This window comes from Streptacidiphilus anmyonensis, from assembly GCF_000787855.1.
GTDB lineage: Bacteria > Actinomycetota > Actinomycetes > Streptomycetales > Streptomycetaceae > Streptacidiphilus > Streptacidiphilus anmyonensis.
In genome coordinates, this window is sequence record NZ_BBPQ01000036.1 from 36,604 (window position 1) to 57,049 (window position 20,446).

At 71.7% G+C, this 20,446-nt stretch carries 17 protein-coding genes and 1 pseudogene; 11 read left to right on the forward strand and 7 right to left on the reverse strand.

Annotated elements, in window-relative coordinates:
* From TR50_RS26225 to TR50_RS26265, 9 genes and pseudogenes are all read left to right on the forward strand, one after another.
* Positions 1-280: pseudogene (locus TR50_RS26225) on the forward strand (hypothetical protein); the annotation flags it as partial.
* Positions 281-440: 160 nt separating this feature from the next.
* Positions 441-2,120: an LPXTG cell wall anchor domain-containing protein gene (locus TR50_RS26230; protein WP_042426922.1), complete on the forward strand. Its 1,680-nt coding sequence runs from the start codon at positions 441-443 to the stop codon at positions 2,118-2,120.
* 275 nt (positions 2,121-2,395) lie between these two features.
* On the forward strand, positions 2,396-2,758 hold the full coding sequence (locus tag TR50_RS26235) for a hypothetical protein (RefSeq protein WP_042426924.1): 363 nt from the start codon (positions 2,396-2,398) through the stop codon (positions 2,756-2,758).
* 95 nt (positions 2,759-2,853) lie between these two features.
* Positions 2,854-4,383, forward strand: a complete 1,530-nt coding sequence (lysX, locus tag TR50_RS26240) for a bifunctional lysylphosphatidylglycerol synthetase/lysine--tRNA ligase LysX (protein WP_084700995.1) — start codon at positions 2,854-2,856, stop codon at positions 4,381-4,383.
* A 10-nt stretch (positions 4,384-4,393) separates the two neighbouring features.
* Positions 4,394-4,552 (forward strand): hypothetical protein, encoded by a 159-nt coding sequence (locus TR50_RS47645; protein ID WP_042426933.1) that lies wholly within the window; start codon positions 4,394-4,396, stop codon positions 4,550-4,552.
* Positions 4,553-4,636: 84 nt separating this feature from the next.
* Positions 4,637-5,044, forward strand: a complete 408-nt coding sequence (locus TR50_RS26250) for a BlaI/MecI/CopY family transcriptional regulator (protein WP_042426937.1) — start codon at positions 4,637-4,639, stop codon at positions 5,042-5,044.
* 9 nt (positions 5,045-5,053) lie between these two features.
* The gene (locus TR50_RS26255; protein WP_042426940.1) at positions 5,054-5,557 is read left to right on the forward strand and encodes an amino-acid N-acetyltransferase; all 504 of its coding nucleotides are present in this window, start codon (positions 5,054-5,056) and stop codon (positions 5,555-5,557) included.
* 91 nt (positions 5,558-5,648) lie between these two features.
* Positions 5,649-5,999, forward strand: coding sequence for a histone-like nucleoid-structuring protein Lsr2 (locus TR50_RS26260; RefSeq protein WP_042426943.1), 351 nt, complete (start codon positions 5,649-5,651; stop codon positions 5,997-5,999).
* An 810-nt stretch (positions 6,000-6,809) separates the two neighbouring features.
* The gene (locus tag TR50_RS26265; protein WP_042426945.1) at positions 6,810-9,332 is read left to right on the forward strand and encodes an ATP-dependent Clp protease ATP-binding subunit; all 2,523 of its coding nucleotides are present in this window, start codon (positions 6,810-6,812) and stop codon (positions 9,330-9,332) included.
* A gap of 80 nt (positions 9,333-9,412) precedes the next feature.
* Here the strand turns inward: TR50_RS26265 and TR50_RS26270 are convergent, their stop codons facing one another.
* Positions 9,413-12,640, reverse strand: coding sequence for a serine protease (locus TR50_RS26270; protein WP_052441334.1), 3,228 nt, complete (start codon positions 12,638-12,640; stop codon positions 9,413-9,415).
* Between the two features lie 8 nt (positions 12,641-12,648).
* Positions 12,649-12,966 (reverse strand): trypco2 family protein, encoded by a 318-nt coding sequence (locus tag TR50_RS26275; RefSeq protein ID WP_042426948.1) that lies wholly within the window; start codon positions 12,964-12,966, stop codon positions 12,649-12,651.
* 154 nt (positions 12,967-13,120) lie between these two features.
* Between TR50_RS26275 and TR50_RS26280 the strand changes: the two genes are divergently transcribed.
* A complete protein-coding gene (locus TR50_RS26280; protein WP_042426951.1) occupies positions 13,121-14,083 on the forward strand; it encodes a hypothetical protein in 963 nt (320 codons plus the stop codon).
* 37 nt (positions 14,084-14,120) lie between these two features.
* Here TR50_RS26280 and TR50_RS26285 read toward each other — a convergent pair whose 3' ends face one another.
* From TR50_RS26285 to TR50_RS26305, 5 genes are all read right to left on the reverse strand, one after another.
* Positions 14,121-15,233: a ferritin-like domain-containing protein gene (locus TR50_RS26285; protein WP_042426953.1), complete on the reverse strand. Its 1,113-nt coding sequence runs from the start codon at positions 15,231-15,233 to the stop codon at positions 14,121-14,123.
* Positions 15,234-15,396: 163 nt separating this feature from the next.
* Complete coding sequence (locus tag TR50_RS26290; RefSeq protein ID WP_042426956.1) at positions 15,397-16,008, reverse strand: TetR/AcrR family transcriptional regulator; 612 nt, start codon at positions 16,006-16,008, stop codon at positions 15,397-15,399.
* Positions 16,009-16,120: 112 nt separating this feature from the next.
* Positions 16,121-17,002 (reverse strand): HhH-GPD family protein, encoded by an 882-nt coding sequence (locus TR50_RS26295; protein WP_042426961.1) that lies wholly within the window; start codon positions 17,000-17,002, stop codon positions 16,121-16,123.
* Positions 17,003-17,153: 151 nt separating this feature from the next.
* Complete coding sequence (locus TR50_RS26300) at positions 17,154-18,650, reverse strand: sensor histidine kinase (protein WP_236654599.1); 1,497 nt, start codon at positions 18,648-18,650, stop codon at positions 17,154-17,156.
* Entirely contained in the window at positions 18,647-19,336 is a 690-nt protein-coding gene (locus TR50_RS26305; protein WP_042426963.1) for a response regulator transcription factor, read from the reverse strand. Before TR50_RS26305 ends, TR50_RS26300 begins: the two co-directional genes overlap by 4 nt.
* Before the next feature lie 155 nt (positions 19,337-19,491).
* On the opposite strand from TR50_RS26305, the gene TR50_RS47040 reads away from it, so the two are divergent.
* Positions 19,492-20,379, forward strand: a complete 888-nt coding sequence (locus TR50_RS47040; RefSeq protein ID WP_042427045.1) for a hypothetical protein — start codon at positions 19,492-19,494, stop codon at positions 20,377-20,379.
* Positions 20,380-20,446 lie beyond the last annotated feature (67 nt).

Below are 20,446 nucleotides of genomic sequence, written 5' to 3' on the forward strand. Positions count from 1 at the left end.
CGCCAACCGCCCGACCAGGCTGCGCGAGCCGGGCTCGGTCGAGCACGGCCGCGTGGAGTCGTATCCCCTGCCCATCCGACGTGGAGGAACGAGCGACATGAGCAGCAGCAACGAGCACCCCGCCCCGGCCCCGGCCGCCGCGCAGGGCAAGCCGAAGCCGAAGCCGAAGCCCGCGGGCGACCGCCCGGTCCGGCCGATCCCCACGCCGGGCGACCTCTTCCCGCGCGGCGTCCGCCCCGCGGGCGGCGAGGACGAGGAGCTCGCCACCGGTACGGGCTGATTGATCCGGTTTCAGGCCGGGGCCGGTCCCGGGCGGTGCGCCGTACGCAGATAACGTTCGGGCCACCGCCGGGGACCGGCCCTAGCCTGTGCGTTTCCCAGGTGCTTGGATCTTGCTCGATTCACACCTCTCGTACTCCGTCCTCACCTGGGAACCACATATGGCCTTCGCCCGTGCGCGAGGGGCGGTCCGTCTCGGAGCCGTCGCCGCTGCCGTCCTGATATCCGGGGGCCTGACCGCCCTTCCCGCCACGGCGTCCGGAGGCAACACCTTCGCCGCGCTGGTCACCACCTCGGACGCGACGCTGCTGCCGCAGACCGACGGCGCCGCAGCGCAGCGCTACCACCAGGTCGGCGTGATGGTGATGGCCGAGGACGCGCCGCTGAGCGGCGTCGTCGTCGCGGTCGACGCGAGCGGCGCGACCGGGGTCGTCGAGCTGTCCCTGCCCAAGGGTTGCACCTACACCGACGCCGCCAAGCTGCACGAGCGCTGCGTCCTCGGCTCGGTGGACTCGATCAGCCAGCTGGACGTCGGCCTGCGCTCGGCGGCCGGCGCGGCGGTCGGCGCCAAGGGGACGGTCCGCTTCACGGTGACCGCCGCGAACGCGACCGCCGACAAGCAGGCCCCGCCGACCGTCACCACCGTCACCGTCGGCTCCGGCCCGGACCTCGCCGTCGGCGCGCTGCCCGCGACCCTGGACGTGAAGCCCGGTCAGGCCACCCCGCTGAACCCCGTCGTGCAGAACGTCGGCGACCAGGCGGCCGCCGACGGCGTCACCCTCATCCTGGACACCATGAGCGGTGGCGAGGGCGGGTACGACCTCGGCGGCGACTTCGGCAACTGCCTCTACGGCGGCAAGGCTGCCGTGGTCTGCCACTTCGACACCGTCATCAAGCCGGGCGAGTCCTACGAGCTGTCCGCCCCGGTGCCGCTGACCGCCGGTCAGCAGGCGACCGACGACGCGCTGGCCTACGGCTGGGACGTCAAGGGCGGCGAGCTCGACACCCAGCTCGGCGGCGGCACGCCGGGCAAGGGCGCTCCGCTGACCCTGGTGCCGGCCCCCGCGTCGCAGCTCGCGCGTACGCCGGTCGACATCAACTACGACAACAACGTCCGCATCTCCGACCTGCACCTGGTGACCCAGGACGACGTGGCGGTCGTGGCCCCGCGCACGATCACCGGCACCGTCGGGCACACCGTCGCGGCCACCTTCGGCGTCCGTAACGCGGGCCCGGTGCCCACGCGTCCCCTCGACGGCGCACCGGGCATCACCGCGGGCGTCCTCGTGATCGTTCCCAAGGGCGTCTCCGTCGGCACGCTGCCCAAGGGCTGCGAGTCCGTCGCACCGCCCACCGTCCAGGGCGGTGCGGCCGGCAACCTGCGCGGGCTGATCGCCCACGGGGGCTTCGGCGCCCACGCCCTCGTCCCCTCCACCACGCAGGAGCCCCCGGCGGCGGACGACGGCACCCCCTACGCCTGCGCCGTCGAGCGTGTGCTGCAGCCGGGCCAGCAGGCCGACTTCACCTTCTCGCTGAAGCCCGTCAAGGCGCTGAAGCAGGCGCCCGGCATCGCCGTCGCCATCGGCCAGGAGGACGACAACACCCCGGACAACAACATCGCGGAGTTCGCCGTCACCGCCACCAAGGCGAGCGCCACGGCGACGCCCACCCCGACCCACTCCGCCCCGGCCACCCCGTCCCCGTCCCCGACGGGCGGCCTGGCCCACACCGGTGGCGGCTCCGACGCGCTCCCGCTCACCGCGGCCGGCCTCGGCGCGGTCCTGCTCGGCGCGGGCGCGGTCCTGCTGACCCGCCGTCGCCGCAAGGGCGTCCACGCCTGACCCGTCGTCACGCACACTCCGAAGGGCGGCCCGCGGGGCCGCCCTTCTCCGGCCCCGCGGCGGCACGACTGAATCCGGTAAGAATCCGCCCCCGTTTGGTGCCGCCGTCCTCCGGTGGCCCATTGGCGCCCCTGGTCCGGCCGTCGCGGCGCTCACCTTCGGCCTCGGCGCGGGTGCCGCCGAGGCGTCGGAGCTGAACCGCCAACGCCGAGCACGTCGACGCTCCGGACGTCACGCTGACCATCGACGCCCGCGGCCTCGCCAAGGTCGCCAAGGTGACGTTCTCCGACAACTGCAGCGTCCACGGGATGATCGCCACCTGCTCGGAGCTGTCCCAGGGCGACTCGACCACGCTGCCGCTGCGCATCGGCAGCGCGAGCGAGATCACGCTCGGTGCGGGCGTGACGGCGAAGAACACCGCCGACTTCGGGACCACCGCCTCCTCGGCGAAGGCGACCGCCGGTCAGCAGGTCACCGTGAAGCTCACCCCTGACCCTGCGCGTGGACAAGATGATCGCCTGCGCCACCGGAACCGCCGGGTGCGCTACTGGCCGAGCGTCCCGGCGGACCGGAACCCGTACACCGTCTGGTACGACGCGGACACCCGCAACGACACCGCGGCGATCCACGTCAACTGACCGCCCGCCACCCCACGTGATCACCGCCGTGCCCCGCCACCCGCGCGCCTTTAACGAGTGGCGGGGCACCGCCGCGCGGTCGATACCCTGGTGGGGTGAGCGATCAGCAGACCCCCGCAGCCCCGGCCGTAGCAGGCGCCGACGACCTTCCCGAGCAGATGCGGGTGAGGCGCGAGAAGCTGGAGCGGCTCAAGGCCGCCGGCGTCGACCCGTACCCCGTCGGCTTCCCGCGCACCAGCACGCTGGCCGACCTGCGGGCCGCCTACCCGGGTCTGGAGCCGGACACCGCCACCGGCGACCGCGCCGGGGTCACCGGCCGCGTCATGCTGAACCGCACCGGCGGCAAGCTCTGCTTCGCGACGCTGCGCGACGGCACCGGCGACCTCCAGGTCATGCTCTCGCTCGACAAGCTCGGCGAGGAGCGCCTCGCGGCCTGGAAGGCGGACGTCGACCTCGGCGACCACGTCGGCGTGGAGGGCGAGGTGATCACCTCCAAGCGCGGCGAGCTGTCGATCATGGTCGACCGCTGGGAGCTCACGTCCAAGTGCCTGCGCCCGCTGCCGGAGAAGCACAAGGGCCTGGCCGACCCGGAGGCCCGCGTGCGCCAGCGCTACGTGGACCTGATCATGAACCCCGAGGCCCGCGAGATGATGCAGCTGCGCGTCCGCGTGCTGCGCTCGCTGCGCGACACCTTCGAGCGCCGCGGCTTCCTCGAGGTCGAGACGCCGATGCTGCAGCCGATCCACGGCGGCGCCAACGCGCGTCCGTTCACCACGCACATCAACGCCTACGACATGACGCTGTACCTGCGCATCGCCACCGAGCTCTACCTCAAGCGGCTCATGGTCGGCGGCGTGGAGAAGGTCTTCGAGATCAACCGGAACTTCCGCAACGAGGGCGCCGACGCGACCCACAACCCGGAGTTCACCGCGATCGAGTCCTACGAGGCCTACGGCGACTACGACACCCAGGCCGAGCTGACCCGCGACCTGATCCTGAACGCGGCCAAGGACGCGCTCGGCACCACCGTGATCCGGGGCCTTGACCAGCACGGCGAGGAGGTCGAGATCGACCTGGCCGAGCCGTGGGAGCAGGTCAGCGTCTACCCCGGCATCAGCGCCCACCTCGGCGTGGAGGTGACCCCGGAGACGTCCGTCGAGGAGCTGCGCAAGCTCGCCGACGAGCACGGCGTGCCCTACGAGAAGAAGTGGGGCCACGGCCAGCTGATCCTGGAGTTCGTGGAGCGCCTGCTGGAGCACAACGCGGTCCGGCCGACCTTCATCCGGGACTACCCGACCGAGGTCTCGCCGCTGACCCGCAAGCACCGCTCGATCGACGGCGTCGCCGAGAAGTGGGACCTGGTGATCTTCGGCAAGGAGATCGCGACCGCCTACTCCGAGCTGATCGACCCGGTCGACCAGCGCGAGCGGCTGACCGCGCAGTCCCTGCTGGCGGCCGGCGGCGACGTCGAGGCGATGCAGGTGGACGAGGACTTCCTGCGGGCGCTCGAGTACGGCATGCCGCCCACCGGCGGCATGGGGCTGGGCGTCGACCGCCTGGTGATGCTGCTCACCAACAAGTCGATCCGGGAGACCCTCCTCTTCCCGCTCGTGAAGCCCGAGTAGAGTCGCCCCCATGCAGTACATCGAGGCTCTGACTCCGCCGGTCGTGATGGCCATCGCCTTCGGCTTCATGATCCGCACGCTCTTCCGCAACCAGGGCGGCGCGAACGCGTCCAAGGAGGACGCGGCGGCCGAGGCGATGACGACCGCGCAGCTGGGCTCCCAGGAGTAACGCGAGCGGACCGGGGTGTGGGGTTTGACCCCACACCCCCTTCTGTCGTGGATTAATTCGGGCAAAAGTGATATTTGCACTGTCATGGTGCGCCCGCTCGGTGAACTCGAGAACGCGGTCATGACCCGGCTCTGGCAGTGGACCCGGCTCGTCACCGTTCGCGAGGTACTGGAGGATCTCCAGCAGGAACGGGAGATCGCATACACCACGGTGATGACCGTGATGGACAAGCTGTTCCAGAAGGGCTGGCTGCGCCGGGAACAGGAAGGGCGCGCGTATCGATATGCGCCCGTCTCCACCCGCGAGGCCTATACCGCGGCGCTGATGAACGACGCGTGGGAGACGAGTGACAACCCGGCGGCGGCTCTGGTGCACTTCTTCGGCATGATGTCGCCGGAGCAGCAGGAGGCGCTGGGCGACGCGCTTCGCATCTTCGCTCCTTCCATCTTCCCGCCCGTTATCGATGCGCAGGACGACGACGAGGCGCGGTAGCGTCTGCGCATGCAGGTCACCATCCGCCGGGCGCGGACCGCCGATGTCCCCTCGATCCGACGTCTGGTGGACGGGTACGCCCGCGAACGGATCCTGCTCAACAAGCCCACGGTGACCCTCTTCGAGTCGCTCCAGGAGTTCTGGATCGCCGAACGCGACGACAACGCGGAGGTCGTGGCGTGCGGCGCGCTGCACGTCATGTGGGAGGACCTGGCCGAGGTCCGCACCCTGGCCGTGGACCGTTCCTGCCGCGGCACCGGCATCGGGCACGCGCTGCTGCGGAAGCTGGTCGACACCGCCCGTTGGATCGGCGTGCGTCGTATTTTCTGCCTGACGTTCGAAGTCGAGTTCTTCGCCAAACACGGCTTCCAGGAGATCGCCTCGACTCCGGTGGACGCTGCCGTGTACGACGAGCTGTTGCGCAGCTACGACGAAGGCGTCGCGGAGTTCCTGGATCTGGAACGCGTCAAGCCGAACACCCTCGGCAACACCCGGATGCTCCTGCATCTGTGAGAGATGAGTTCTCGGGGGCCGGTTGAATTTTTCGCGGAAAGACGGTTTGCTTTCCTACGAGTAATCCAGGCTTTTGAGGAAAGGGACGCCCGTGGCGCAGAAGGTCCAGGTCCTTCTTGTCGACGATCTCGAAGGCGGCGAGGCGGACGAGACGGTGACGTTCGCTCTCGACGGGGTTGCCTACGAGATCGACCTCACCCATGCGAACGCGGGCAAGCTGCGCGAGCTGCTGACCCCGTACACCGACAAGGGCCGCAAGCAGAGCGGTCGCTCCGCCGGCGGTCGCGGCCGCGGTCGGGCCGCCGTCGCGGCCCGTCCGGTCGGCGGCAACCCGGACACCGCCAAGATGCGGGCCTGGGCCAAGGAGCAGGGCTACGAGGTCAACGAGCGCGGCCGTGTGCCGAGCAACATCCGTGAGGCGTACGAGAAGGCCCACGGCTGAGACGCCGCCTCCAGTCGGCCGTCCTCGAGCTGGACGCGGGCGCACGCGTCGGCGCAGGTGTCGAGCAGGCGGGCCAGCGGCTCGGGGCCGGGGTGACCGGCCGGGGCGCAGGAGTCGCCCCGAGCCCCCGCCGGCCCGGGCGTCCAGGACGCCGTGCAGGTGGCCCCAGCCGAGCCAGAGGAGCAGCTCCGGCAGCTCCTCGGCCGCTCCTTGCGGCACCGCCAGCAGCAGGCGGTCGCCGCGCGTCCAGGCGGCGCCGGTCTCGCGGTCGCGCAGGTCCATCCGGGCCAGCGCGAGCAGGCCGCCGGCGAGTGGCATGTCGAGCAGGTCGCAGCTCCCCGGCAGGGGAATCGCGGCCTGCTCTGCTGCGCCGACGGGGAGCGGGGGCACATATCCACCAACCAGAAGACTCTGCTTCCGGTTACGCTCGAGATAGGGAATCGCCGGATTCCTCGGTCAGCGAACACCGGACGACGTCACCCCGGGAGTCACCGAGCTCGGGACGGGGTACGCCACTGGGTATGAATGCCCAAGTGGGAAGCCGGGTGTGCGGTGGTGTCGCGGCGTGTCGGTGACGCCCTTCGGGGGGCGTTCGCCGTCGGCGTAGCGATTCCAGGTGGATCTGCCTGGCCTGCGGGAACACCATCCCGCAGCATTCGGTTTGAGTCATTGTCGGCCGTCGCACGGTCCCCCACCAGCGGGTGTCGACGGTTGGAGTGAGGAGCTGTTCCGGCCTCCGGGACTAGCATGCGGTAGGACAGGGAGGGGATTTTCCCTCACTGCCCCGACCGCTCTGAGGAGCGATTAACGATGTTCGAGAGGTTCACCGACCGCGCGCGGCGGGTTGTCGTCCTGGCTCAGGAAGAAGCCCGGATGCTCAACCACAACTACATCGGCACCGAGCACATCCTCCTGGGCCTGATCCACGAGGGTGAGGGTGTCGCCGCTAAGGCCCTGGAGAGCCTCGGGATCTCGCTCGAGGCGGTTCGCCAGCAGGTCGAGGAGATCATCGGCCAGGGCCAGCAGGCCCCGTCCGGTCACATCCCCTTCACCCCCCGGGCGAAGAAGGTCCTGGAGCTGTCGCTCCGCGAGGCACTTCAGCTGGGCCACAACTACATCGGCACCGAGCACATCCTGCTCGGCCTGATCCGCGAGGGCGAGGGCGTCGCCGCCCAGGTCCTGGTGAAGCTGGGCGCCGATCTCAACCGGGTGCGCCAGCAGGTCATCCAACTGCTCTCCGGTTACCAGACTTCCGGCGGCAAGGAGTCCGCCACGGCCGGGGGCCCGGCCGAGGGCACCCCGTCGACCTCCCTGGTCCTCGACCAGTTCGGCCGCAACCTGACGCAGGCCGCCCGCGAGGCCAAGCTCGACCCGGTCATCGGGCGCGAGAAGGAGATCGAGCGGGTCATGCAGGTGCTGTCCCGCCGCACCAAGAACAACCCGGTCCTGATCGGCGAGCCCGGCGTCGGCAAGACGGCCGTCGTCGAGGGCCTGGCCCAGGCGATCGTCAAGGGCGAGGTGCCCGAGACGATCAAGGACAAGCAGCTCTACACGCTGGACCTCGGCGCCCTGGTCGCCGGCTCCCGCTACCGCGGTGACTTCGAGGAGCGCCTGAAGAAGGTCCTCAAGGAGATCCGCACCCGCGGCGACATCATCCTGTTCATCGACGAGATCCACACCCTGGTGGGTGCGGGCGCCGCCGAGGGCGCGATCGACGCCGCCTCGATCCTCAAGCCGATGCTGGCCCGCGGCGAGCTGCAGACCATCGGCGCCACCACGCTGGACGAGTACCGCAAGCACCTGGAGAAGGACGCGGCCCTGGAGCGCCGCTTCCAGCCGATCCAGGTCGCCGAGCCGTCGCTCGCCCACACCATCGAGATCCTCAAGGGTCTGCGCGACCGCTACGAGGCGCACCACCGCGTCTCCATCACGGACGCCGCCCTGGTCGCCGCCGCCACCCTGGCCGACCGCTACATCTCGGACCGCTTCCTGCCGGACAAGGCGATCGACCTGATCGACGAGGCCGGTTCGCGGATGCGCATCCGCCGGATGACGGCTCCGCCGGACCTCCGCGAGTTCGACGAGAAGATCGCGGACGTGCGGCGCGAGAAGGAGTCCGCGATCGACGCGCAGGACTTCGAGAAGGCCGCGTCGCTGCGTGACAACGAGAAGCAGCTCCTGACCGCCAAGGCCAAGCGCGAGAAGGAGTGGAAGGCCGGCGACATGGACGTCGTGGCCGAGGTCGACGAGGAGCTCATCGCCGAGGTCCTGGCCACCGCCACCGGCATCCCGGTCTTCAAGCTGACCGAGGAGGAGTCCTCGCGTCTGCTGCGCATGGAGGACGAGCTGCACAAGCGCGTCATCGGCCAGAAGGACGCGATCAAGGCCCTGTCGCAGGCCATCCGCCGTACCCGCGCGGGTCTGAAGGACCCGAAGCGTCCCGGTGGCTCGTTCATCTTCGCCGGCCCCTCGGGCGTCGGTAAGACGGAGCTGTCCAAGACGCTCGCCGAGTTCCTCTTCGGCGACGAGGACGCGCTGATCCAGCTCGACATGTCCGAGTTCAGCGAGAAGCACACCGTCTCGCGGCTGTTCGGCTCCCCGCCCGGCTACGTCGGGTACGAGGAGGGCGGCCAGCTGACGGAGAAGGTGCGCCGCAAGCCGTTCTCGGTCGTCCTCTTCGACGAGGTCGAGAAGGCCCACCCGGACATCTTCAACTCGCTGCTGCAGATCCTGGAGGACGGTCGCCTGACCGACTCCCAGGGCCGGGTCGTGGACTTCAAGAACACGGTCATCATCATGACCACCAACCTCGGCACCCGGGACATCTCCAAGGGCTTCAACCTCGGCTTCGCGGCCGCGGGCGACGTCCAGACCGGCTACGAGCGGATGAAGGCCAAGGTCGGCGAGGAGCTCAAGCAGCACTTCCGCCCCGAGTTCCTCAACCGTGTCGACGACATCGTGGTCTTCCACCAGCTCGGCGAGGACGAGATCATCCAGATCGTCGACCTGATGGCCGCCAAGGTGGACGAGCGCCTCAAGGACCGCGACATGGGCCTCGAGCTCCGTCCGGCCGCCAAGGCGCTGCTCGCCAAGCGCGGCTACGACCCGCTGCTGGGCGCGCGCCCGCTGCGTCGCACGATCCAGCGCGAGATCGAGGACACGCTGTCGGAGAAGATCCTCTTCGGCGAGCTGCGCTCCGGCCACATCGTCGTCGTCGACGTCGAGGGCGAGGGCAAGGAAGCCAAGTTCACCTTCCACGGCGCGGACAAGGCCCCGGTGGCCGACGCCCCGCCGGTCGCCGCCGCTGGCGGCCCGACGGACATGACCGCCTGACGGCTGACGGCTGACGGCTGACGCCTGAGTGCGACGGACCGAAAGGGCCCGGCTCCCCACGGGGGGAGCCGGGCCCTTCGTCATGCCTGCCGGACCCGGTACCAGGGGAGCTGGCTCGCCCAGCGGACCTGGGGGGTCGCGACGGGCTCGGTGCGCGCCGGCTGGGCGCCGTCGACGGCCAGGAGCAGGCCGGGTGGCAGACCGCCCGTGGGCAGCCGGGCGCCGTCGACGCCGTACAGCCAGAGCGAGGTGAGCCCGGGGAAGACCCGGGAGAGCTCGGGCAGCAGCTCCACCCGGCGCGGGTTCCGCACCCGCAGCGCGGTGACCTGGGGCAGGGGTTCGAGCGGGAGCAGACTGCCGAGGTCGAGGTCGTCCAGGTCGAGCGCGGTGATCCGGCCGTGCTCTCGGAGCGCGGCCCAGCCCTCGGGCAGGAGGTCCCTGGCCATCACCCGGAGCGAGCCCAGTGCCGGAGCCCGCAGGATCCCCCGCAGCTCCCCGGGCAGGAAGTCGAGGATCGACCCGGCGTCGGCCAGGCTCAGGTGGGTGAGCCGGGGCATCCGCCCCAGCGCGGACCAGGACGCGGTTCCCGGGCAGCCGAGGATGATGACCCGCTCGATCGCCGTGTCCGCGAGCGGCGCCAGGTCCAGTTCGCCCGAGCAGTTGAGCATCATCACCTGCTCCAGCTCCGGCGCGTCACGCAGGAACGACAGGTCGGTCGCCCGCGGGTTCTCGTGCAGCCGCCACTCGACCAGCGCCGCGGCGGGCAGCATCTCGACGACGTCCTGCGGCAGGTCTCCCGAGTACTCCACCCGCCGGACCTCGGACAGGTTCGCGGCGGCGAACTCCGCCTCGGCCCGGCTGCTGATCACCAGTCTGAGGTCGGGGGAGCGGTCCAGTCGTGCGATGACCTCGCGGCCGTACTGCTCGGTGTCGTAGTTCCGCCAGGAGTAGGCCAGCTGGGCGCGCACGTCCAGGTGCGGGTGGTCCGCGTAGGCGGCCAGCAGCGGCAGGGCGCGCTCGTTGAATATGTTGCCCGCGCAGACGACGACGGCGTGGGCCGTCTCGTCGTCCAGGCCCTCCGGGCCGGGCAGCAGCTCCAGGACCACCGGGCCCGCCGAGGCCAGCTGCCGCGCCTCCGTCACGCTGCGCGGCGGCACCAGCGCCGTGGCGGCCGTCGTCACGGCCTCGCGGACGGCGGGGTCGAGTTCGACGGCCGTGTCCAGGCAGGCGGCCGCCAGCAGCCGCAGGCGGTGGGCGTGCTGTGGTTCGTCCTGCGCGCGGCGCAGGACGCGGGTGAGCAGGTCCGCGCGCTCGCGCGGGCGGGCGTGGCCCACGGCGAGGCGGATCACGTCCTCCCACTGGTCCTCGTGGGCGCGCTCGACCAGCAGCGGGACGTCGCCCTCCTCGACCGCCGCCTGCGCGCCGAGGTAGTCCTGGAACGTCCGGTGCACGAAGTCGACCGCCCCCGGCGCCGGTTCGCGCAGCAGCCCGCTGCGGACCAGCAGGTGCCGCAGCACCTGCTCGGCGTCGCCCTGGATCTGCGGCATCTGCGGCAGCGCGTGCTCGATCCGGGCCAGCGCCTGGGACCGGGACAGCTCCGACTGCCCGTTGCGGATCAGCCAGTAGGCGAGCTTCTGCAGCAGCGCCTGCTGCTGCGCCTCGCCCAGGGCGAGGCCCTCCGAGGCGGGGTCGACGCCGCGTTCCTCGTCGCGGCGGACCAGCAGCATCTCCAGGGCCGCGTCGTACAGGGCCATCCGGCCGCTCGGCAGATGCCCCTGGCGGTCGGCGTTGAGCGCGCAGAGCAGGGAGCACATCAGCGGGTTGGTGGCGAGGCGGCCGAGGTCCTGCTTGCGGCCGACGGCCTCCGTCAGCACGCTCCGCCAGCGCATGAGCCGCTCACCCTGCTCCTCGTCGTCGCCTGCCCCCGCCGCGGCCGCCGCGTGCCAGCGGTCGATGAACGACGTCACGTCGGCCCGGCTCATCGGCAGCAGGTCCAGCTCCGCGAAGCCCAGTTCGGCGAGCCAGCCCTCGCGGACGGCGGAGGGGCGGGTGGTGACCAGGCAGCGGATGCCGGGGTAGGCGGCCAGCAGCCCGCTCAGCCACTCCCGCACCCGCCGCCGCTCGCTCGCCGGGGCCTCGTCGATCCCGTCGACGAGCAGCAGCACCCGGCCCTCGGCCATACGGTCGCTGACCCACCCCTCGGACCCGCGCGACCCGGCCAGCGGGTTCCCTGACGCCTTCAGGAACTCCTCGGGCCCCGGCAGCGCCTGCCCGGGCCGGGCCAGCGCGCGCAGCCGCAGCAGGATCGGCGTGCAGCCCTTGAACTGGTGCAGCTGCTCCGGGAGTTCGTCACGGGCGCAGAGCGTGGTGAGCCACTGCAGCAGGGTCGTCTTGCCCGAGCCCGCGTTGCCGCGCAGCAGGATCCGCGGCTGCTGCGCGAGCGCGTCCTCCACGCGCCGTGCCGCCGGCCCGGCGTCCTCGTCGTCCTTGTCCCCGGCCGGGCGCTCGCTGCTGGTCAGTTCGAGGCTCAGGTAGGCGATGTCGAGCCGCCAGGTGCCGTCGCCGCGGCCGGAGCGGGTGACGCCGTAGATCCTGACCTTGTCCCACTCGCGGCCGAGGTAGGCGCGCAGGCGTTCCTCGAAGCTCTCGACGGGCGGCTGGAGGACGGTGTCGAGGAAGGCGACGTCGTTCCGCTCGAAGAGACGCCGGACCTCGACGTCCAGCACAAACTCCTCGCCGAGGGTCAGTTCGAGTCGCGCCTCCCCCCACTGCCGCGGCACCGAACGCACGAGCCCGGCCAGGCAGTTGTCGAGGAAGACCGGCGCGCCGGACATCCCCGCCCAGGGCGAGCCGTCCTCCGAGGCCAGCGGCGCACCGTGCTCGCTGTCCAGCACGGCCCGCCCACTGATCAGTCCGCTGGCGGGCTTCAGCGTGCCGACGATCTGCTCGCTGTCCAGCCGTCGTCCGGCCGATCGCTGCGCCTGGGGGAACCCGATCGCCGTCGCCCCACGCCGCGCGGTGAGGCCGCGCAGAAGCCCCCAGGAGAGCCGCTCGAACCCCTGGGTCACCGCCGTCGGCAGCAGTTCCTCCTCCGCCACCAGCAACGCGGCGTCGCACCGCTTGTCCTGCCGCCGCCAGACCACCCGGCAGGTCTTCGGCCCCCCGAACCCCGGAATCGCCACCTGTGCCGTCGGCTCCTCGCCGACGACGTGCGCCGCCGTCAGCACCATCCACGGGCTCAGCAGGTAACCGCTGCCCTGGCTGTGGCCCAGCACGGCCGCGATGCGCTCGCGTTGAGGATGCGTCACGGCTGACCTCAGAAGCCGTCCAGGTCGGGGGCCTCGTCATTGCCGACGAGGACGTCCGCGCCGCTCGCCCGCCGCTTCGGCCTGAGCGTGACGCTGACCCGCTGCGTCTCGGCGCGCGTCTGGGCCGACTCGTAGCCGGCCGTCAGCACCCACGCCTTCACGCCGCCCTTGGCCGTCCGGTCGTGGCTCAACTGGACGCCGAACTCCAGCTGTATGTCGCCGACTTCGAAGGCGAGCTCGGATCCGGCGCCGCGCTCGGCGGCGTCCACGAGCTGGCCGCGGATCGCCTCGATGGCGTCGGCGAGCTCGACGCGGTGTTCTCCCATGCCGCAATGATCCCCGAAGTCCGCTCCGGGGAACGAGTTTTCGGCTGTTGCGAAGCGGTGACAGGACAGCGATCGGGTGCGAACGGCCGTCGGCGAGGATTTCGGTGTCGCCGGGAGGGCGGCCATCGAAATGCGCGTATGTGGGGGTTGGTTCATGTCCGTTCGCCGCAAGGTTCTCAGCCTGGCCGCCGTTGTCGCCGCGGGCTCCGCGGCCGTCGCCCTGCCGGGGGCGGCGCAGGCCGCTCAGCCCGCGAAGGCGGCCGCCGCGAAGAGCCCGCTGGTGATGACGCTGGGTCGGATCCAGTCCGGCCCGCTGATGCCCGGCGGGGCGGCGAAGGTCTTCGACCTGTCCGTCACCAACACCTCCGGCCGGGCCGTGGCGTTCGGCAGCGAGCTCGGCGGCGGGCCGCACGGGGCGCTCGCGGTCGACGGGACCGACGTGAAGCTGAGCGTCACGCCCGTCCACGCGCCCGCGACGGGCCTGACCTTCGGGGGGCAGGACGGCGGGCTGCTCGGCTCGTTCTTCCCCAAGGGCGGCCAGTTCGGCAGCACCTTCACGCTGCCGGCGCACGCCACCTACACCTGGAAGGTCAGCCTGGCCGCGACCAAGGCGTGGCCGGTCAACGACGACCGCCTCTTCTTCGGCCTCAACGTGGCCACTCCGGACGGCCACGACTCGGCCGGCCGGCAGCTGAACCTCCAGGTCGGCACCGCCCACACGGGCGGTCCGATCGTGCAGACGCTCACCGGCGGCAACGTCGTGGCGCCGGGCAAGCCGCTCGTGCTGCGCTACACGCTGACCAACCGCACCGGCGCCGCGGTCGCGCAGTCGCTGCAGCCGGGCGTGCTCGAGGAGCTGCCGGGCAGTGGCTCGCTGAACGTGACGCTCGCCTACGACGTGTGGCAGAACGGCCGTTGGGTGCAGGTCGGCACCGACGGGGCCGGTCTGCCCAAGCTGCCCGCCCACTGGGCGAACGGTGCGAGCGCCGGCTACACGATCCGGGTGCGTGTGACCCACTGGGACGCCGGGGCGCCGACGTCCCAGAAGGTGATCGTCTCGGCCTCCTACGACCCGTTCGAGACCTCCGCCGACCGCACGGTGACGGTCACCCACTGACCGGGGACGGCTGAGGCGGTCGCTCAGGACCGCGTGTTCAGGACTCCGCGCCCTGGGCGATCGCCTCGGCCACCTCCTCGACGCGGGCGTTCTCCTCGGCGGCGAAGCGCTCCGCGTCGAGCTGTTCGGCGATCTCCTCGTCCTGCTGCATCAGCGCGTCGAGGTTGGAGTCGCCCATGTCGAAGACGCCCATGTCGAGGTAGGCCTGCTGGAGCTTCGGCCCCCACAGGCCGATGTCCTTGACGCAGGGCACGATCCGCGAGAACAGCAGCTTGCGGAAGAACTGCAGGTACTCGCTGTTCTCGCTGAGCTCCTCCGCGTCCTTCCTCGGGATGCCGAAGTTCTCCAGCACCTCGACGCCGCGCAGCCGGTCGCGCATCAGGTAGCAGCCCTCGATGACGAACTCCTCGCGCTCGGCGAGCTCCGTCGCCGAGAGCTCGGAGTAGTAGTCGCGCAGCGCCATCCGGCCGAAGGCGACATGGCGGGCCTCGTCCTGCATCACGTAGGCGAGCAGCTGCTTGGGCAGCGGCTTGCTGGTGGTGTCGCGCAGCATGCCGAACGCGGCCAGGGCCAGGCCCTCGATCAGCACCTGCATGCCGAGGTAGGGCATGTCCCAGCGGGAGTCGCGCAGGGTGTCGCCGAGGAGCGACTGCAGGTTGTCGTTGATCGGGTAGAGCATGCCGATCTTCTCGTGCAGGAAGCGCGAGTACAGCTCGACATGGCGGGCCTCGTCCATGGTCTGGGTGGCCGAGTAGAACTTCGCGTCCATGTCCGGCACCGACTCCACGATGCGGGCCGCGCAGACCATCGCGCCCTGCTCACCGTGGAGGAACTGGCTGAACTGCCAGGAGGCGTAGTGCCGGCGCAGGTCGGCGCGGTCGGCCTCGCTCATCTTGTCCCAGTACCGCGAGCCGTAGAGGGTCATCGCCTCGTCGGGGACGCCCAGCGGGTCGTACGGGTCCACCTCGAGGGACCAGTCGATGCGCTTGACCTGGTCCCACTGCTTGTCCTTGCCCTTCTGGTACAGGTTCAGCAGTCGTTCGCGGCCCTCGTCGTACTCCCAGTTGAACCGGGCGGAGCCGGAGGCCGGGACGGTCCACTGACCGCCCTCCCCCGCGGGCTTGGTGGTGTACAGGTCGTACGTCGACATTGACTCGCTCCTTGGACGCCGGAAGGGCTCCTCAGGAGCGTCACATGGCAATACCAACCGGTCAACGGCGACCGGGCACAGGGAGCGGGCACTGTGCACCGCAGGTTCCTTGTGGCACCCGAGTATTGACTCGGTGTCAATACCGGGCGTAAGGGCGCGCCCGCTACGCCTCGGTGGCGATCTTGCCGATACGGTCGGCCACGTCGAGCGCGATCCTCAGCGCCGTCTCCCGGCGGGTCGCCTCGTCGGGGGCCTCGGGCAGGTCGCGCATCTCCTCCTCGCGCTCGTGCGCGTCGGCGACGAAGGCGGCGACGTTGATCGTCATCAGTGCGACGGTGGCGCGGACCCGGTCCTCGAAGGAGGGGCTGGGGCCCTGCATCAGCCGGGTGAGCACGATGATCCGGTCCTTGAAGGCGTTGCCGACCTCCAGCTCCCGGATCGCGGGCTGGTTCTCATGGAAGAACCGCAGGATCGGCTGCCGGTCGGCCATGCCCTCGGCGAAACGGCGAAGGATCTCGTCCCGGACGGCCGGGCTGTACTCCTGCTGCTGCCCCCAGGCGATGGTCTGCTCGATCGGCTCGGAGATCCGCGCGACGATGCCCGCGAGGATGTCCTCCTTGGTGCGGAAGTGGTAGTACAGCGCGGCCTTGGTGACCCCCAGCTGGTCGGCGATCTCGCGGAGCGAGGTCTTCTCGTAGCCGTGCTCCACGAAGAGCTCCAGAGCCACGTCGAGAATGCGCTCCCGGGTGTCCCCGCGGGGGGTCTGGGTGGTCATCGCTGTCTACTCGCTCCGCCGGATCAGCTGCGCTCCTCGCGCAGGACTAGCACGAGCTTAGCGTGCTCCGATCAGCGCTACTAGCCGGTCGGCAAGCAAGGTGGGGTCCGGATCACGCCGGGAGCCGGTACACGCCCGCCGCGACCGGCTCCACGAGCCCGTCCGCGACCAGACCGTCCAGCGCCCGCGCCCGCTGCACGCCGTCCGACCACACCGCGTCCAGCTGCGCCTGCGTCACCGTCCCCGGCGCCTCCCGCAGCACGGCCAGCAGCTTCCCCCGCACCTGCCGGTCCGTCCCCTCGTAGCTCTGCCCGCGCCGCGCCGGCCCCTCCCACGGCGGCGATCCCGCCTGCCGCCAGGCGCAGCCGCGCGCCACCGGGCAGCGCGCGCAGTCCGGCGTCCGCGCCGTGCAGACCAGCGCGCCCAGCTCCATCACGGCCACGGCCCAGGTCGCTGCGGTCTCCGGATCGTCCGGCAGCAGCGCGGTCGCCGTCCGGCGCTCGGCGGCGGTGGTGGCGTTCGCCGGGTACTCCTGCCCCGAGACGGCACGGGCGAAGACGCGCCGCACGTTCGTGTCCAGGACCGCGTGCCGTTGACGGAACGCGAAGGAGGCGACGGCGGCGGCGGTGTACTCGCCGACCCCCGGCAGTGCGAGCAGCCGCGCGTGGTCGGCGGGGACCTCACCGCCGTGCTGCTCGGTGATCGCGGTCGCGGCGGCGTGCAGCCGCAGGGCCCTGCGGGGGTAGCCCAACCTCCCCCACGCCCGCACGGCCTCACCGGCCGGCTCCTTTGCGAGCGCCTTCGGCGTGGGCCAACGGCGCAGCCACTCCTCGTAGACGGGGAGCACCCGCTTGACGGGGGTCTGCTGCAGCATGAACTCGCTGACCATCACCGCCCACGGCGAGGCGTCCTCCCGCCGCCACGGCAGATCCCGCGCGGAGACGGAGTACCAGGCGAGAACGGGACGGTGGAGGGAGTCAACGGCGCTATCCATGGCAACGGCGAGTCTAGTTGCACGACGCCGGCCCCGGGACGCCTCCACCTCAGCCCTCGGCCCGGGGGCCCACCCGTCTTGCCCCGTCCACCCGCGGACCGACCGTCTCGGCCTGCGGCAGGTCGGGCCGGGACAGGAAAGGCGTCGTTGGTCAGCCGCGCGTCTGGAGGTGGAGGTTGAGGGTCTGGGTCAACCAGTTGCGCTGGGTGGGCTCGTGGAACGGGGTGCCGCTCAGGGGTAGGCGGACCAGGAAGCGGGTGCCGGCGCCGCCGGGGGCGTCGGAGACGGAGACGGTGCCGCCGTGCAGCGCGGCCTGCTGGGCGACGAGGGTCAGCCCCAGCCCGGAGCCCGGGCTCTCCGCGCCTCGGACGAACCGTTCGAAGACCTCCGCCCGCCGCTGCGGCGGGATGCCGGGCCCGCGGTCGTCCACCGTCAGTACCGCCTCCGGCCCGACGACGACCAGCCCGACCGAGACCTGGGCCGGCCGGCCCGGCAGGTGCCCGTGCACGGCCGCGTTGGTCAGCAGATTGGTCACCAGGATCTTCAGGCCCGGCTCCCACGCCCGCACCCGCACGCCGTAGCCGCCCGAGAAGCTCAGGAACGCCTCCGGCCTCGCCCGGCCCACGGCCGCCACGCACGAGTCGACCAGTTCGCCCAGGTCCAGCTCCGTGAACGCGTCGGCCTCGACCAGGTCGCCGCGGGCCAGCGTGCGCAGTGCGGTCAGCAGTTCCAGCAGCCGCCCGTGCTCCACGCGCAGATCGGTGACGACCTCCGCCCGCTCGCCGACCGGGAGGTCGGGATGCGCGGCGAGGACGTCGAGGTTGGTCTGCATCGACATCAGCGGCGTGCGCAGCTCGTGGGAGGCCGCGGAGGCGAACGCGCGGGCCGTCTCCAGCGCCTCGCCCGTCCGCGTGGCCTGCTCGTCGTAGCGGGCGAGGACGGTGCGCAGCGCCGTCGCGAGGTCGTCGACCTCGGTGACGCCGGAGGCGTCGTGCCGGAAGGCGGCCGCGCCGCCGCTCGGGTCGAGCGCGGACGCCTGGGCTGCGAGCGTGCGCAGCGAGCGGGTGGCGCGGCGGGCGAGCGCCAGCGTCAGCAGGCCCGCCAGCGGGACCGCCGCCAAGGCGGCGAACAGCACGTTGGTGCGGACGGTCGCGAGCTGGGTGTTGACCGAGCTGTCGGGGGAGAAGACCCAGAGCGTGCCGCCGGCGCCGGGGAGGGAGACGCCGACGGCCCGGAAGCCGGGCAGGCTGACGGGCGTGCCGGTGGGCTGCGGGAGCGGGACGTTCGCGCCCGGCCTCGGTCCGCCGTCCAGGGCGACGCCGCCCTGGTTGTCCAGTACCAGCACGCCCGCGTCCAGCGCGGCGGACAGGACCTGCCGGTTGCGGAGCCGCTCGACGTTCGGCCGCCCGTTCTGCGCGGCGTTGAGGACGCTGCGGACGTCCGGCTGGAGGGCGACCGCGAGGGTGCGCAGCCGGGAGTTCTGCTGCTGCCGCAGGTCGTGGCCGACGAGGCCGACCAGCAGCGCGCCGAGTGCCAGCACCACCAGCGGCACGGTCAGCGCCACCCACAGGGCCAGCCGCGTCGAGAGCTTCATCTGCCTGCCCTGCTTCGGATGCTTCAACTGCTTCATCTGCTTCGGCTGCCTCATCTGACCGGCTCCTCCCGCAGCACGAACCCGACGCCGCGCACGGTGTGCAGCAGCCGCGGCCGACCGCCCTCCTCCAGCTTGCGGCGCAGGTAGCTGACGAAGGTGTCCACGGCGTCGGTCCGCACGTCGAAGTCGTAGCCCCAGACGCGGTCGAGCAACTGGTCGCGGGTGAGCACGATGCCCGGGTTGCGGACGAACTGCTCCAGCAGCGCGAACTCGCGACGGGTCAGCTTCAGTTCCACCCCGTCGCGGAAGGCCTGTCGCGTGGTCGGGTTGACCACCAGCGGGCCGGCCTGGAGGACCTCCGTCGGCGCGGGGGCGGGGCGGCGACGCAGCAGGGCGTGCAGCCGCAGTACCAGCTCCTCCAGGGCGAAGGGCTTGATCAGGTAGTCGTCGGCGCCCGCCTGGAGCCCGGCGACCCGGTCGGCCAGCTCGTCCAGGGCGGAGAGCATCAGCACCGGCGTCTCGTCGCCCTGGGCCCGGATCCGGCGGCAGACCTCGATCCCGGACAGGCCCGGCATCGACACGTCCAGCACGAGCACGTCCGGCGAGGCGGTCGCCGCCAGGTCCAGCGCCGCGGAGCCGTCCGCGGCGACCAGCACGGTGAACCCGCTCAGCCGCAGCCCCCGCTCCAACGAGCGGCGGATCGCCGCATCGTCGTCGACGACCAGTACGCGTCCCGACATCACGCCTCCGCGTCTATTCGAGGATCGAGCCAAAGCCAGCCGGGCGGCCCATCGCTGACCACCAGTCGGCCGAACAGGACGATGATGTGAAAGAAGAAGCAGCAGGTACGGCGGTGTTGCACTGAGGAGGGGTGGAACTCTCGTAAGGTTTGCTCGTGCCTTCCTTGCGCAATCCTGTCGGACCGCTGCCCGCGTCAATCTACTGGCGGCGCCGCATCGTCGTGCTCGCGGCCCTGGCGGCCGCGGTCGTGCTGGTCGGCGTGCTCGCCTTCGGCGGGGGCGGTTCAGGCGGCAAGGCGAGCGCGGGCAGCGTCGGAACCCCGGCGAGTTCGCTGACGCCCGGCCCGACGCGCGGTGGCTCCAACGACGGCGCGGTCGGCGGCAGCGGCGGCTCCTCCGCCTCGCCGAGCGCGGGCGGCTCGGCCTCCGGTACGCCCACGAGCCCGCCGAGCGGCGCCCCGGTCGTGACGGGCCCCGGCGGCTCCGGCTCGGGCTCCGGCTCGGGCTCCGGCTCGGGCTCCGGCTCGGGCGGCGCGGGCGCGACCTCCGGCGGCTCGGGCGGCACGGGGGGCACAGGGGGTTCCGGCTCGACGCTGACGCCGAACGAGCCCGGCACGAAGAACCTGCCCACCTGCGCGGCGACCGACCTCGACCTGTCGCTGACCAGTACCGCGCAGACCTACCGCCCCTCGCAGTTCCCGGGGTTCCAGCTCGGGATCACCAACACCGGCGGCTCGGCCTGCAAGGTGGACCTGGGGGCGAAGTCGGCGGTGCTGACGATCACCTCCGACACCGGCGCGACGGTCTGGTCCTCCAGCTTCTGCCCGAAGGACACCTCGTCCCAGTGGTACGCCGTCCCGGCGGCGGGGGACGGTCCGCTGACCGCCCTCTTCGGCTGGGGCCGCACGACCTCGAAGCCCGGCTGCACCCCGGGAGACGGCGGCAGCGGCGCCCCGGCCGGGACGTACGTCGCCCACATCGGCATCGGCGGGGTCTCGGCGCAGCCGCAGCACTGGTTCAAGCTGGCGCCGTTCGGCAGCTGACCCCCGCGGCAACGCCCGGGGGAGCTCGCCCGAACGGGTGAGTCGTCAGATTGTCCGGTATGTCCGG

What these genes read in the sequence shown, in the direction of transcription:
- TR50_RS26280 (WP_042426951.1), top strand. Translation starts at nt 13,121, where the DNA reads ATGTCCGTTCGCCGCAAGGTTCTCAGCCTGGCCGCCGTTGTCGCCGCG.
- TR50_RS26230 (WP_042426922.1), top strand. Translation starts at nt 441, where the DNA reads ATGGCCTTCGCCCGTGCGCGAGGGGCGGTCCGTCTCGGAGCCGTCGCC.
- TR50_RS26265 (WP_042426945.1), top strand. Translation starts at nt 6,810, where the DNA reads ATGTTCGAGAGGTTCACCGACCGCGCGCGGCGGGTTGTCGTCCTGGCT.
- TR50_RS26255 (WP_042426940.1), top strand. Translation starts at nt 5,054, where the DNA reads ATGCAGGTCACCATCCGCCGGGCGCGGACCGCCGATGTCCCCTCGATC.
- TR50_RS26250 (WP_042426937.1), top strand. Translation starts at nt 4,637, where the DNA reads ATGGTGCGCCCGCTCGGTGAACTCGAGAACGCGGTCATGACCCGGCTC.
- TR50_RS26305 (WP_042426963.1), bottom strand. Translation starts at nt 19,336, where the DNA reads ATGTCGGGACGCGTACTGGTCGTCGACGACGATGCGGCGATCCGCCGC.
- TR50_RS26295 (WP_042426961.1), bottom strand. Translation starts at nt 17,002, where the DNA reads ATGGATAGCGCCGTTGACTCCCTCCACCGTCCCGTTCTCGCCTGGTAC.
- TR50_RS26275 (WP_042426948.1), bottom strand. Translation starts at nt 12,966, where the DNA reads ATGGGAGAACACCGCGTCGAGCTCGCCGACGCCATCGAGGCGATCCGC.
- TR50_RS26300 (WP_236654599.1), bottom strand. Translation starts at nt 18,650, where the DNA reads ATGAGGCAGCCGAAGCAGATGAAGCAGTTGAAGCATCCGAAGCAGGGC.
- TR50_RS26285 (WP_042426953.1), bottom strand. Translation starts at nt 15,233, where the DNA reads ATGTCGACGTACGACCTGTACACCACCAAGCCCGCGGGGGAGGGCGGT.
- TR50_RS26290 (WP_042426956.1), bottom strand. Translation starts at nt 16,008, where the DNA reads ATGACCACCCAGACCCCCCGCGGGGACACCCGGGAGCGCATTCTCGAC.
- TR50_RS47645 (WP_042426933.1), top strand. Translation starts at nt 4,394, where the DNA reads ATGCAGTACATCGAGGCTCTGACTCCGCCGGTCGTGATGGCCATCGCC.